The organism is Aureisphaera sp. (genome assembly GCF_059726885.1).
In genome coordinates this window covers 3,855,806-3,870,388 of record NZ_AP041051.1, presented here as the reverse complement: position 1 = coordinate 3,870,388, position 14,583 = coordinate 3,855,806, and the positions used below count along the sequence as shown (strand labels likewise).

The window sequence follows — 14,583 nt, the reverse complement described above, 5'->3', positions numbered from 1 at the left end:
ACTTTTGTTACGATTTGATCAGGTCACTTTCCATAAAAAACTATGCATTAATTGAAGACATTAAGGTGGACTTCAATAAAGGGCTTACCATCATTACAGGTGAGACAGGTGCTGGTAAATCTATTTTATTGGGTGCATTGGGACTGGTGTTGGGTAATAGGGCCGATTTGAAAGTAATGCGCGACATGGGCAGTAAGTGCATTATTGAAGCGCAGTTTTCTATTGGTAATTATGATTTGAAATCCTTATTCATGGATCATGACCTCGATTATGAAGACGAGACCATTGTTAGACGTGAAATTCTACCCAGTGGAAAATCCCGTGCCTTCGTAAACGATACGCCGGTTACACTGCAACAAATGCAAGTATTGGGGGAACGGCTTATAGATATACACAGCCAACACGAAACGCGAACATTGGCAACAGAGGCCTACCAAATGGAAGTGGTAGATGCACTGTCTGGCAATTTGGAGTTACTCAAATCGTATCGAAGTAATCTTCAGGAGTATCGCCATTCTTTACGGCAGCTTTCCCAACTTCAAGAAGAGCGGGAGCAAGCCCTTAAAGACTTAGACTATCATAATTTTCTGTACAATGAATTGGTAGAAGCCAATCTAGCTTCTATTCAACAAGAGGACTTGGAGGAAACCTATGAAAAGTTATATAATGCTGAAGGAATTCAAGAGGCCTTAGCACAAGTTTCACAGGCCCTGTCCAATGAAATGACAGGAGGTATTACCGCATTGCGCACTGCCCTTGGTGAATTAGCAAGGATTAAAGACTTTTCGACGGATTACAATAATTTATGGGATCGGGTAAACAGTACCATCATTGAATTGGAAGATGTGGAAGACGAAGTACACCGGTCTGCCGAATCTTTGGAAGTGAACCCGCAACTGTTGTTGGAAGTTCAGGACAAAATGCAAACACTTTTCCGTTTGCAACAAAAGCACGGGGTTTCGGAGGTTGGCGAATTGTTGGAAATTCAAGAACAACTAGCAATAAAGGTAGAGGTGTCATCGCAAATAGATGATAAGATTGAAGCCCTTGAAACCAAGGTAGATGAATCGAAGAATACCAGCTTGGTCGTTGCCCAGGAGCTTAATAAGCGCAGGAGGGATGCGATTCCTGTATTGAAGAATAAATTGGAGGCGTTTTTGGCAGGATTAGGCTTGCCCAATGCGCAGTTTCAATTTGTATTAGAGGAACAGAATGACTTTAGGGTAGATGGTAATGCACGACTGGAGTTGCTTTTTACCGCAAATAAGGGAAGTGCTTTAGGGCCATTGAACAAAGTAGCTTCCGGGGGTGAAATGAGCAGGATTATGTTGGCTATAAAAGCTGTCTTAACCGAATATAAGGATCTTCCCACATTAATTTTTGATGAAATAGATACAGGGGTTTCGGGTGAAATCGCAAATCGAATGGCCGAAATTATGGGGGTTATGAGTAAGACAATGCAGGTGTTGAGTATCACTCACCTTCCGCAAATTGCTGCTAAAGGTGACTACCACAAGCGCGTTTTCAAAACGGATGATGGTGGGATTACCACCACGCATATCAAGGATCTTTCAACCGATGATCGTATCATAGAAATAGCTCAAATGATAGGGGGTAGTACCCTTAGTGATTCGGCAATAGCGCACGCCAAGCAATTGTTGAATTAATGTATCTTTGCACTTCGACCAATAAATTTTTTAGATAGAAGAAATTAACCATACAGGAACTATGTCATACAACTTACTAAAAGGAAAACGAGGAATTATTTTTGGGGCATTGGATGAAAACTCCATTGCTTGGAAAACGGCTGAACGTGTGCATGAAGAAGGAGGTGCCATTGTGCTTACCAACGCACCTATTGCTATGCGGATGGGTCAAATAAACCAATTGGCAGAAAAGACTAACTCCCAGATTATCCCGGCAGATGCAACCAATGTGCAGGATCTTGAAAATTTGGTGGAACAGGCGATGGAAATTTTAGGAGGGAAGCTTGATTTTGTATTGCATTCTATAGGAATGTCTGTAAATGTTCGTAAGGGAAAACACTATACCGATCAGAAATATGATTGGACCCACAAAGGTTGGGATGTATCTGCGCTTTCTTTTCATAAAACCATGCAGGTGTTGTATAAAAAGGATGCAATGAATGAATGGGGTAGTATTGTGGCCCTAACCTATATGGCGGCACAGCGCGTGTTTCCGGACTATAATGACATGGCAGACAACAAAGCGTATTTAGAATCTATTGCGAGGAGTTTTGGCTACTTTTTTGGTAAGGACAAAAAAGTTAGGGTGAATACTATTTCGCAATCACCAACGCCAACCACTGCAGGACAAGGTGTAAAAGGATTTGACGGGTTCATAGCATATGCCGATAAGATGTCCCCATTGGGTAATGCTACCGCAATGGATTGTGCCAACTATACCGTGTCACTTTTTAGTGATCTAACCAAGCGGGTTACCTTGCAAAATCTGTACAATGATGGAGGCTTCTCGAATGTTGGAGTGAGTAATGAGGTCATGGAAGCTTTTATGAAAGAATAAATAGCAAAACGTTTTAAGAATTGAGCTCGCCAATTGGCGAGCTTTTTTTGTTTTTGGTCGTTAAAAACGGTTTTTGGTCGGTGTTGAGGTTTAAGTTTATTTTTTCTTTTGTAGTTACCTTTTTTTTGGATATTTTTAACGTTATTAACTAATCTATTAATTTAATATCAAATTATGAAAAAATTTACTTTACTAATTGCGATGTTAATTTGCGCAGTTGGCTTTAGTCAAAATGCTGCAGTGCCCGTTGCGGAGGCACCGACAGCTGTTGTAAAGAAAGCCACAAAAAAAGTCGTTAAGTTAACAACTACGCATACCAACCGTTCTACGGCAGATGTTTCTTTAGGAAAGGCTCCAGCGGCTCTGCAGTTTACCCAAACTACAGTAAACCAGGTGGCCAATGCTACTACAGCGGAACTAAGTGACGGTACTATTCCAACTTCTGGACAAGTAACTGTAACTACAGGACGCTATAATGGAGCATCTTATCAAGGTTCAGATAATAGTCTGATGCCTGTATTGGCTTACGAAAGTGGCCCATACTTTTCACAAGCTGGTCCACCAGACTTAAGTATTCTTGAAACTATTACCTTGGGAATGAATACTCTTGGTGGAGGTATGCAAATCGGTGCTGGTAACAGAATGTCTGAGGACATTATTTTGGCGGATGATTATGATGTTACTTCGATAGATTTCTTCGGATACCAAACAGGTGAACCAACTTCTCCAGCTTCCATTAACGAAATCAATGTTCAGATTTGGGATGGAGATCCAAGTGATCCTGCAAGTACGGTTATTTATGGTGACGATGCTACCAATGTTATCACCAATGCTGTTTGGAGTGATGCTTACCGTGTAGCAGAAGATGATTTAGGAGGTACGGCCAGAGCGATTCAGAGAATTACTGTGGAGACTCCTGGACTTTCACTAGCTGCAGGTACTTACTGGGTAGATTGGAGTATGGCAGGTACAGGAGCTTCTGGACCATGGCAACCACCAGTAGTAATCTTAGGACAGAACACAACTGGAAATGCTCAGCAATCTATCGGTGGAACATGGGGACCATGGAATGATACAGGATCAGGAACTCAATTAGGTGCTCCTATCCAAGTATATGGAGACTGTACAAGTTGTGGTGGTTCTGGTGATCCAGAAACTGTATATGCGAATGACCAAAGTAACGCTACTTTCGTAACATTCGATAGAGCAGATCCAGGTGTATTCACTAACGTAGGAGCTAACTCTGGAACTGGTTTCGAAGGTTTAGGAGCAATCGATCCTAATGACCTTGGTACTGCTTACGTAATGGGAGATGATACTTTATTTAGTTTAGACCTAGCTACTGGTACTTATACTAATTTAGGTTTGATTCCTAACCCGAATGGTGAAATCTGGACAGGATTTGCATTCGATGCAGCAGGTACATTATATGCATGTGCAACTGATATTACTGTTTCGTCCTTATGGACAATAGATATAGGTGGTCTTTCTGCTACTTTAGTAGGACCAATGAATAACCCTGCTTCCATTGATATCGCTATCGATAATAGTGGTCAAGGTTGGACTTATGACATCGTAGATGATAACTTCTACTCTTTTGATGTTGCTACAGGTGCTTCTACTTTGGTAGGACCTCTTGGATTCGATGCCAACTTTGGTCAAGGTATGGCTTACAACGCAGCCGATGATATCCTTTACTTAAACTGTTTCAACAATACTGCTGGACAAGGAGAGTGGAGAGAAATGGATGTAACTACTGGTAGTAGTACGCTTATTGGAGCATTCCAAGGTGGTAGTCAAGTGCCATGGGCTTCTTTTGCTGTAACTGCTGGCGGTGGTGGAGATACTTGTGGTGGAACAATTCCAGATTATGAGAACGTTTCTCCTACAGGTAACGGTGTTCCTGCACAGATCTTCCCAGATTTCCCAGATTTCGATGCTGAGGCTGTGGATGATTTCATGATTTCTGGAACTGAGACTGCTGCAATTTGTGAAATTTCTGTAATAGGTACTACAACTGCTAATGGTATTCCATTAGATCCAAGTAACACGGTTGAATTAACTGTTTATACAAACAATGCAGGTCTTCCTGGATCTGTTGTATTCACAGAATCGTTCCTAGGAACAGATGTGGATCCAGATGGTGATGGAGCCTTTACATTATCTCCAACTAACCTTACAGCGCTTAACCCTGGAATTAAATATTGGGTTAGTGTAAGACCAGTTATGGAATTTGGAGTTTCAGGACAGTGGTTCTGGAGTAGTGCTGATGACACTAACGACGATGCTGCCCTTTGGCAAAACCCAGGTGGTGGATTCGCATTGTGTACTACATGGGATACATTCGCTAACTGTACAGTAGGTGGTGGATTAGGTCCTGACCTATTAATGGACATTAGCTTTATCGAAGTAACTGCTCCAACTCCAGATGAGTGTGCTGGTGCAATCCCAGTAGCTTGTGATGACGTTATCTCTGGTGATACTAGTGACAATACTGACCAAGGTGGAAACAACGCATCCGAAGATGAGTGGTATTCTTTCACTGGTACTGGATCGGCTCAATTGGTAACTGTTTCACTTTGTGACCCAGGAACTACATACGATTCAAGATTAACTGTTTATGACGCTTGTGGTGGAACTGAGATTGCAACTAACGACGATTCTTGTGGATTACAGTCTGAGGTTGAATTCCTATCCGATGGTACTACAACGTACTACATCGCTGTTGAAGGATTTGATGTAGGTGATGTTGGACCATTTGTAATGACTATTACTTGTGTAGATCCTCCAGCGAATGATCAGTGTGATGGTGCATTCCCAATTGCTTGTGGTGATTCATTATTAGGTACTACAATCAATGCAACAGACGATTCTGCTGCAGCTCCTGATTGTGATACTGCTACTACTACACCTGGTGTATGGTATGTATATGATGACACAAGTGGATTGGTAACTGATATCCTTGTATCTACTTGTAGTACAAATACAGACTACGATACTAAGATTTCTGTGTACACAGGAGACTGTAGCTCATTGCCACTTACTTGTGTAGCTGGTAACGATGACTCTGGAAACTGTACAGATTTCCAATCTGAGGTAGAATTCCAAAGTGATGGAAATACTACATACTACATCTTTGTTCATGGATTTGGTGGTCAGACAGGTAACTTCGAGTTATCAATGACTTGTACTATTGTACCTCCACCAAACGATGACATCGCTGATGCAATCGACTTGAACCAATTCGACTGTCCTTGGACTGATGAAGATGTTGTTATGCCAGGTGCTACAACAGAGGGTGGAACTCCAACCAACTGTGATATTACAGGTGCTGCTGGTGTATGGTATAGCTTTACTCCTGTAAATGATGGATTCATTAGAGGAACTGTTGCTACTCCTGCTGGAGCAACTTCAGTAACTTTCTACACTGCTCCGGATGAGACTTCTAACGAAGATGAGTTGGTGCTTGTAGACTGGTTCGAAAACCAGTGTTTCCCGAACACTACAGCTAGAATTCCAATTACTGCTGGACAGGCTTACTACTGTTTCGTAGTAAACACTGGAGGTGTTACAGATATCGTATTCGAAGAGTGTGAAGATACTCTTGGAACTAGCGAGTTTGTAATCGAAGGATTCTCTTACTATCCTAACCCAGCTGTTGATGTTGTAAATCTTGCTGCTGCTCAATCTATTGAGAGAGTAGAAGTATACAACATGCTTGGACAGAGAGTAATTGACCAAACTGTAAATGCAAATAGAGGTCAATTGAACGTAGCTCAATTAACTCAAGGTACATACTTAATGAAAGTATATGCTGACGGTGAAATTGGTGCATACCACATTATTAAGCAATAAATTATAGCTTATTATATACTAAGCCGCCTCGGGATAACCGAGGCGGCTTTTTTATTATGTATTTTTGCTAAGCATGGAATTGAGCTATTCGTTTATTATACCCGTTTATAATCGACCACAGGAAATAAGGGAACTACTGGAAAGTTTTCTTACACTGAATTTCAATGAGCCTTTTGAAATTGTGATTGTGGAAGATGGTTCCTCCCTTTCTTCAGAAGATATTGTAAAAGAATTTTCTAGCCGTCTTACCATCTCCTATTATTTTAAACCAAATTCTGGACCGGGGGATTCGAGAAATTTTGGCATGAAGAAAGCGAAAGGAAATTACTTTATTATTCTTGACTCCGATTGCCTGCTTCCACCTCACTATTTGGCAACCGTCAATTCTTTTTTAGAGAATACATATGTAGATTGTTATGGAGGTGCCGACGCGGCCCATGACAGTTTTACCCCTTTACAAAAGGCAATTAACTATGTAATGACTTCATTTCTTACTACTGGAGGCATACGAGGTAGCAAAAAAAGTGTGTCAAAGTTCGAACCAAGAAGCTTTAATATGGGAATATCCCAGAGGGCGTTTCAAGAAACAAATGGTTTTGCAAAAATTCATCCAGGGGAAGACCCAGATCTCTCTCAGAGAATCCTGAAGGCAGGATTTACGACCTCCTATGTTCCCAATGCTTATGTATTTCACAAAAGAAGGATTTCATGGAGTAAATTCCATACCCAAGTAAAGAAGTTCGGAATGGTTCGCCCCATTCTAAATGTATGGCATCCCAATGCAGCTAAAATTACATTTTGGCTACCTACGCTATTTGTGTTTTTTACGGTACTCTCTATCATTGGAGCCCTATTTATTTCCTGGCTACTACTGTTGCCTTTATTGGTTTACGTATTACTCATATTTGTGGACGCCACGATACAAAATAAGAATATGGGCATCGGTTTTCTTGCTGTGATTGCTTTGTTCGTTCAGTTCTTTGGATATGGTCTGGCGTTTTTGAAATCATCATTTCTAATAGGCTTGCTTAAGAAAGACCCAGAAAAACAATTCCCTCATTTATTTTTTAAGTAATTTTAATCTATGGCCGATAACAAAGGAACATATAGAGCTTCAAAAGTGAAGTCGTTTTTATTTTTCCTATTACTGGCCCTTATCTTTTGGATATTGGCAAAATTTTCGACCGAAACAACTGCATTGGTCTATGCCAATATCTCTTATGAGAATATACCGGAAAATGTTTCAGTCGCATCGGAAAGTACGGACAAGCTGTCTTTTGATGTACTCACCAATGGCTTTCAAGCCCTTTCTTATAAATTCCAAGAACCTTCAATCGCAGTTGATATTTCCCGTTATTTTCAAGAGGGAGACTCAATTATAGTCCTAGAAAACGCTGATTTGGTTAAGCTCATAGCCAACCAATTGGATAATGGAACGGGAATAAACAACCTCTCATCCAACTCCCTTAGGGTCGTCTTAGATCGTTTGGAAAGTAGCAAGGTTCCAATAAAGCTGGCAGGAGAAATTAATTATAAAGAAGGATATCGAAATGTAGGGGCTATTCAGATTGTACCGGATTCGGTGTTACTAATGGGCCCAATATTGAAGCTACAACAAATATCCTATATTCAAACTGAAACCTTTGACTTGAATAATATTGCAGATCGTATTGAACAGAAAATTAAATTGAAGCTTCCCGAAGACAATGAATTATCATTAGGAACACATGAAGTGGATCTCCAAGTAGAAGTGGAAGAGTTTACACAAAAGCAATTTGCTATACCAGTGGAATTGATCAATGCACCTGCAGACATAGAAATAAGACTGTTGCCTTCGGAGATTGTAGTATCGTTCAATGTAGCCATGAGTCAATTTAATTCAGTTTCAGCCAATGATTTTAGGATTCTCTGCGATTATAAAAATAGAAATGAGGAAGAAAGTGTCTTGGTGCCCAAATTGGAATCATTCCCTATGGATCTAAATGATATAGATCTTGCTACAAAAAAGGTAGAATACTTAATCTTCAAATAAATTGATAGTTGTAGGACTTACAGGAGGAATAGGAAGCGGTAAGACCACTGTCGCTCAAATGTTTGCCGATTTAGGGGTTCCAGTCTATATAGCCGATGTCGAAGCTAAACTATTGACCAATAGATCTAAGGTTATCAGGAGAAAATTAATAGCATTGCTCGGGGAAAAGTCATATAACAAAGAAGGTCTTAATCGCCCTTTTGTAGCCCAAAAAATATTCAATGACAAAGAACTCTTAGATCAGGTTAATGCCATAATTCACCCCAAAGTTGGGCAACATTTCAATCGTTGGCTTAAAAAGCAAAATACTCCTTATTGCATTAAGGAGGCGGCCATTCTTTTTGAAAATGGTGGATACAAGGATTGCGATTATATCGTATTGGTTACCGCTCCCAAAGACATGCGAATTAAAAGAGTGATGAAAAGAGACGCAACAAGTCAAGAGGCGATCGAAAGCCGAATGGCCCATCAGTGGGAGGATGAAAGAAAGATTCCCTTGGCAAATTTCCATATAGAAAACACGGATCTAGCTTCTACTCGCACAAAGGTGCAAGATATTCATAACACCTTGCTAAACAGCTAAAAAGAGATCCCTGCTACCTTGTGTTAACATTAGGTTAAACAACCCAAGGTCTAAATGTTAAAATCTTACTTTTGGATCATGAACAAAAAGTTGTTTGCCCTGCTTATTGGTTCTATGTCGTTGTCCTTATTGGGAATCATTTTTGTTCAAGGATACTGGATTAACAATGCCTACAAGACAAAAGAAGATCAGTTCACATTTAATGTGAGACAGGTCCTGACAGATGTTTCCAAAAGTATTCAATTGCGTGAAATCGACGATTATTACCGTTTGTACAACGGTCTGATCGAAGATATGGATAAGCCAAGCAATGTGAGCGTCAATGAACTTATTTATAGGATCGTTAATGAGGATAAAAATGAAACCATCATCTTTTCGGATGGGATAATAGAAGAAGATTACAAGCTTTCTACGGGATTCTTCGATACGGAGTTGGACAGTATTGAGTTTAAGAAAATAACCAACAAACAGAAAACGACGAAGATTGTTGGAGGTTTGGATGGCGGGAGCTATACCACTCAGACCCAGGTTAATTTTAAGCGATTACCGGATTATGAGCGTAAGCAGTTCGAAACCTTTATCAGTAATATTTCATCCAGGACCCCTATACACAAAAGGGTAGATAAGGATGAAATAGAAAAGTTAATAGACAAAGAATGCAGAAGAAGAGGGGTAGAGCCCAAATTTGAATACGCAGTGTACAGTAACGAGTTAGCGACAAAAATACATTCCAGAAATTTCGACCTCGACCCGGCGAGTACCTATGGTGTACCGTTGTTCGTAAACGACAACTTCAATACCAGTTATAAGCTGTACGTTAATTTTTCGAATAAAGGCAAAGTGGTTCTTAATACAATACTGGGAATGGCACTATTGTCTTTGGCATTTACCACGGTTATAATTTTGGCCTATTCAAATGCATTGCGCCAAATTTTTAAACAACGTCAGATATCACAAATTAAGACAGACTTCATTAATAATATGACCCATGAGTTTAAGACGCCAATTGCCACGATTAATTTGGCTTTGGATGCCCTTAAAAACCCCAAGGTGTCAGAGAATAAGGAATTTATTTCCCGATACATGAAAATGATTCGGGACGAAAATAGAAGAATGCATGCTCAAGTAGAGAATGTGTTGCGCATATCCAAGCTGGAGAAAAACGAATTGGATATTCCCAAAGCACGCGTAAAGCTGCATGAAATTGTAGAAGACGCGATATCCCATGTTAGTTTAATAGTGGAAGATAGGGGAGGATACGTGAAAACACACTTTAATGCAATGAAATCATCTGTATTGGCAAATGAGTTGCATCTAACCAATGTGGTTGTGAATATGCTGGATAACGCCATAAAGTATTCCGAGGATGTACCCAAGGTAGATATCTATACAGAAAATGCAAAAGATAGCATCTTGCTTAAGATTCAGGACCAAGGGACTGGAATGAGCAAAAGCGTTCAAAAAAGAATATTTGAAAAATTCTATCGCGAACATACAGGCGATATCCACAATGTAAAAGGGCACGGGCTAGGATTGTCTTATGTAAAGAGGATTCTTAATGACCACAATGCCGAAATTTATGTAGAAAGCGAAAAGGGTAAGGGGAGTACCTTCATAATTAAAATGCACTTAATATCTTAGAAATATGGAAACAGAAAACAAAAAAATCTTGTTAGTAGAGGACGACCCTAACTTTGGAACAGTTCTCAAGGATTACCTTTCAATGAACGATTATGATGTGACTCATGCCAAGAATGGGATGGAAGGTTTTGAAAAATTTAAAAAGGACGATTTCGATCTTTGTATACTTGATGTCATGATGCCCTACAAAGATGGGTTTACCTTGGCCAAAGAAATTCGCGAAAAGAATGAAGATGTCCCCATTATATTTTTAACGGCCAAAGCAATGAAAGAAGATGTCCTAAAAGGATATAAGGTAGGTGCCGATGACTACCTAAACAAACCTTTCGATAGCGAAGTGTTGTTAATGAAGATAAAAGCAATAATTCAACGCAAGGCTACCGATTCGATAGCCGATAGTAAGCAGTTTGAGTTTGTTGTGGGTAATTTTCATCTAAACTCCAAGCTTCGATTCCTTACCTATAAAAAGGAGGACCCTATAAAATTATCTCCAAAGGAGAATGACCTTCTTCGTCTATTGGCATTGCACAAAAATGATCTAATGCCCCGAGAGTTGGCATTAACGAAAATATGGAGGGATGATAACTACTTCACTTCCAGAAGCATGGATGTGTATATTGCAAAGTTGAGAAAATACCTAAGCAAAGATGATGGTGTAGAAATCATCAATATACATGGCGAAGGTTTCCGCTTGGTCGTAAAGGACGAAGTAGATCAATAGTCTATAAAGTTAAGTGTAAAAAGGCACCTAATCCTATGATGGGAATTAGGTGTTTTTTGTTTTTATAAAGTCCACGACTTTGGAGGAAGGTGTTTTATAATCGAACCAATGAATGTCATCATTCTTCCTAAACCAAGTGCCCTGTCTTTTGGAAAAGCGGCGTGTGTTTTTCTTTATTTCGGAGATAGCTTCCTCTATGCTCCATTCCCCATCGAAATGTCTGAACAATTCACGATAGCCCACAGTTTGAAGGGCATTGAGCTTTCTTTCAGGATATAGGTTATGGGCTTCTTCGATTAGTCCATCTTCTACCATAAAATCCACTCGTTTATTAATACGGTCGTACACAATTTCACGATCGGCTTGTAACCCTATATAGATCGTCCTGAAAAATCGGTTCTTATTTGGTGAATTGAGAAAAGAGGAATAGGATGTACCGGAAGCGCGATATATTTCAAGGGCCCTAATAACCCGATGCGGATTCTGTGTGTCCATTCGTGCAAAATGATCTGGATCTACTTCTAGCAACTCTTTTTGCAGGTAGGTGAGTCCTTTCTTTTCTAAGTCTGCGTTTAGTCCTTCCCGAATATGTTGTGGAACATCAGGAAAGGTATCCAGGCCTTTTACTACTGCATCCACATACAAACCAGAGCCACCAACCATAATGACTACCTCGTGTTTTTTGAATAATTTCTGAAGTAGTTCAAGAGCATCCTTTTCAAAATCACCCACACTGTATGCATCATGAATACTCAAGTTTTGAATGAAATGATGCGGAGCCTCAGCTAGTTCTTCATTTGAAGGGACTGCAGTTCCAATTTTCATTTCCTTAAAAAACTGTCGTGAATCTGCCGATATAATTTCTGTGGCAAATGCTTTAGCCAGTTGGATAGAAAGTGCAGTTTTACCAATGGCGGTAGGACCTACTACACAAACAAGAAGCGGCTTTCTGTCCATTAGGCATCCAATTCTGGATTAAGGGCGTCTCCGCATTTATGGCAATACCTGGACTGGTCCTTATGATGACTTTCGCCGCAATTGGTGCAGTTCTGTGTATTCGTGTCCACATGATCGGACGCCCGGGAATACTCTGCTGTAACAATTCCTGTCGGGACGGCAATAATACCGTAACCCATAATCATAATGATACTGGCTATAAACTGCCCCAAGGGAGTGGCTGGCGAAATATCCCCATATCCCACGGTAGTCAGGGTAACGATACACCAATAGACACTATGGGGAATACTATTAAATCCATGTTCTTCCCCTTCAATTAAATACATAAGTGTACCCGAAATAATTGAAATAATAAGTACCGCAAATAAGAACACAAATATTTTTGGCCGACTATGCATTAATGCTCTTCTCAACTTATTAGAAGCGCCAATATATCTTGTTACCTTGAGTATTCGGAACACTCTTAATAATCGTAAAGCCCGGACCGTAAGTAAGTAGCTCGATCCAGCCAATAGGAATGACAAATACAGGGGAATGGTGGAAATTAAGTCGATGATTCCGTAAAAGCTGAAAATATATCGGAAGGGTTTTTTAACAGAAATAATCCGTGCAATGTATTCCAATGAGAAAAATATGGTGATGACCCATTCTCCAACCAAAAGTAATTCATGGTATTGCTCGTCAATACTTTTAACGCTCTCGAGCATTACAAAAACGACACTTAATAGAATGAGTGCTAGTAAAATAACATCGAAAACCTTTCCAGCAGGGGTGTCGGCCTCGTAAATAATATCATGCAGTTTCTTTCGCCAAATATTCATTGAATGCTTGTTTGGACAGCTTAAAGGTAAAGAAGATTATTTATATGGTCGCTTCTTTGGGGAGTTGAACAATCTTTAACACCTTATTCTTTCGTAAATAACCTTGAATAATGTGCTGGGCATCCCTATTGTCCTGCATAGGTGTTATGATGGATTTTAATACTTCTGCATTGGTGATCTGAAAATTAAGACTGAAGAATCCAAAGCCTTTGTACTGACCATTCTCTATTAAGATGACGGAACGTTCATCTACATCCCTTCCCCTATCTATTACGAGCATATGTTTGCTCTCATAACTATTTTGTTTCAAAAACTCATATACACGCTCATTGTAATCCATTGCTGGCTCTTCGTGAACACACGCACCTAAACATTCCTTAATGGAATACGAAAAACAACTTCCTTTTACATTGTGCAGTCCGGTGAGCTTTTGACACAACTGATAATTTTCGGTCACTTTAAAAAGGACTGATTTTGCCTGCGGATAATTCGTAAAAGTAGTCACCGCTTTTTTCTTCTGATTTGCTTTTTCAATTTTTAAATTGATATACCCATGATCATCAGTATAAGTGACTAGTTGATACTGGTACAGTGTTTTCCTGAGAGCCCGATTGTACACGGGCTTATTTTGCTTAATCTCTTCGCTTTCCTTAAGAAGTGCTACCAACTCACTTCCCGTAAGTTCGTAACTAACAGAAACTACTTCAAGTTGAATTTTCTTCGATTTGCGATTATCACTGGTGAAATGTTGGGTAAGTCTTTTTTTTATGTTCTTACTTTTCCCAATGTAGATTACCTCGCCTTCTTTATTGTGCATATAATACACTCCAGTTTCTGTTGGAGCCTGGGCAATCATATCCAACAATTTGGGCTCCAAATGACGCTTTGGGTCCTTTCGTATACTCTGTGTAATGATTTCTTTCTGGGTGTCCTTGGCCAATAGAAGTTTAAAAAGCTCAAGGGTTGCCTTGGCATCTCCTTGCGCCCGATGACGATCGCTAATAGGTATTCCTAATGCTCTAACCAATTTTCCCAAGCTATACGAAGCCATCCCGGGAATTAATTTCTGTCCTAATTCTACCGTACATAAAGTATCCTTGTCAAAAGTGTATCCCAAGCGATCAAACTCTGTAGTAAGGATTCTATTATCAAATTGGGCATTGTGAGCCACAAGGATAGCATCATCGGTTATTTCTATAATGCGCTTGGCCACTTCGTAAAATTTGGGTGCATTACGAAGCATATCGCTATTTATACCCGTTAGGTTTACGACAAAAGGTTGAATTCTCCTTTCTGGATTTACAAGACTGGAAAATTGATCCACAATTTTGTGGCCATCAAAACGATAGATCGCAATTTCGGTGATACCCTCTTCATTGTACTTTCCTCCTGTAGTTTCAATATCTAAAATTGCGTACACCAATAAGTT

At 39.8% G+C, this 14,583-nt stretch carries 11 protein-coding genes; 8 read left to right on the top strand and 3 right to left on the bottom strand.

What is annotated here, in order from left to right:
• The first annotated feature begins 14 nt into the window (after positions 1–14).
• The 8 genes from recN to AC6JAD_RS17295 all read left to right on the top strand — a co-directional run bounded on the left by recN (position 15) and on the right by AC6JAD_RS17295 (position 11,376).
• Positions 15–1,667 (top strand): DNA repair protein RecN, encoded by a 1,653-nt coding sequence (gene recN, locus AC6JAD_RS17330; RefSeq protein ID WP_461305146.1) that lies wholly within the window; start codon positions 15–17, stop codon positions 1,665–1,667.
• Positions 1,668–1,728: 61 nt separating this feature from the next.
• A complete protein-coding gene (locus AC6JAD_RS17325) occupies positions 1,729–2,544 on the top strand; it encodes an enoyl-ACP reductase FabI (RefSeq protein WP_461305145.1) in 816 nt (271 codons plus the stop codon).
• Positions 2,545–2,718: 174 nt separating this feature from the next.
• Complete coding sequence (locus AC6JAD_RS17320; RefSeq protein ID WP_461305144.1) at positions 2,719–6,399, top strand: T9SS type A sorting domain-containing protein; 3,681 nt, start codon at positions 2,719–2,721, stop codon at positions 6,397–6,399.
• 73 nt (positions 6,400–6,472) lie between these two features.
• A complete protein-coding gene (locus AC6JAD_RS17315) occupies positions 6,473–7,474 on the top strand; it encodes a glycosyltransferase family 2 protein (RefSeq protein ID WP_461305143.1) in 1,002 nt (333 codons plus the stop codon).
• Between the two features lie 9 nt (positions 7,475–7,483).
• On the top strand, positions 7,484–8,431 hold the full coding sequence (locus AC6JAD_RS17310; protein ID WP_461305142.1) for a CdaR family protein: 948 nt from the start codon (positions 7,484–7,486) through the stop codon (positions 8,429–8,431).
• Position 8,432: 1 nt separating this feature from the next.
• Positions 8,433–9,014 carry a dephospho-CoA kinase gene (coaE, locus tag AC6JAD_RS17305; RefSeq protein WP_461305141.1) on the top strand — a complete coding sequence of 194 codons (582 nt, stop codon included), beginning with the start codon at positions 8,433–8,435 and terminating at the stop codon, positions 9,012–9,014.
• A gap of 78 nt (positions 9,015–9,092) precedes the next feature.
• Positions 9,093–10,655 (top strand): sensor histidine kinase, encoded by a 1,563-nt coding sequence (locus tag AC6JAD_RS17300; RefSeq protein ID WP_461305140.1) that lies wholly within the window; start codon positions 9,093–9,095, stop codon positions 10,653–10,655.
• A gap of 4 nt (positions 10,656–10,659) precedes the next feature.
• On the top strand, positions 10,660–11,376 hold the full coding sequence (locus AC6JAD_RS17295) for a response regulator transcription factor (protein ID WP_461305139.1): 717 nt from the start codon (positions 10,660–10,662) through the stop codon (positions 11,374–11,376).
• 45 nt (positions 11,377–11,421) lie between these two features.
• Here AC6JAD_RS17295 and miaA read toward each other — a convergent pair whose 3' ends face one another.
• From miaA to AC6JAD_RS17280, 3 genes are read right to left on the bottom strand one after another with little or no spacing between them, the layout of a single operon-like run.
• Entirely contained in the window at positions 11,422–12,333 is a 912-nt protein-coding gene (gene miaA, locus AC6JAD_RS17290; protein WP_461305138.1) for a tRNA (adenosine(37)-N6)-dimethylallyltransferase MiaA, read from the bottom strand.
• Positions 12,333–13,154, bottom strand: coding sequence for an ion transporter (locus AC6JAD_RS17285; protein WP_461305137.1), 822 nt, complete (start codon positions 13,152–13,154; stop codon positions 12,333–12,335). Before AC6JAD_RS17285 ends, miaA begins: the two co-directional genes overlap by 1 nt.
• A gap of 40 nt (positions 13,155–13,194) precedes the next feature.
• Entirely contained in the window at positions 13,195–14,574 is a 1,380-nt protein-coding gene (locus AC6JAD_RS17280; RefSeq protein ID WP_461305136.1) for an exonuclease domain-containing protein, read from the bottom strand.
• Positions 14,575–14,583: the final 9 nt, after the last annotated feature.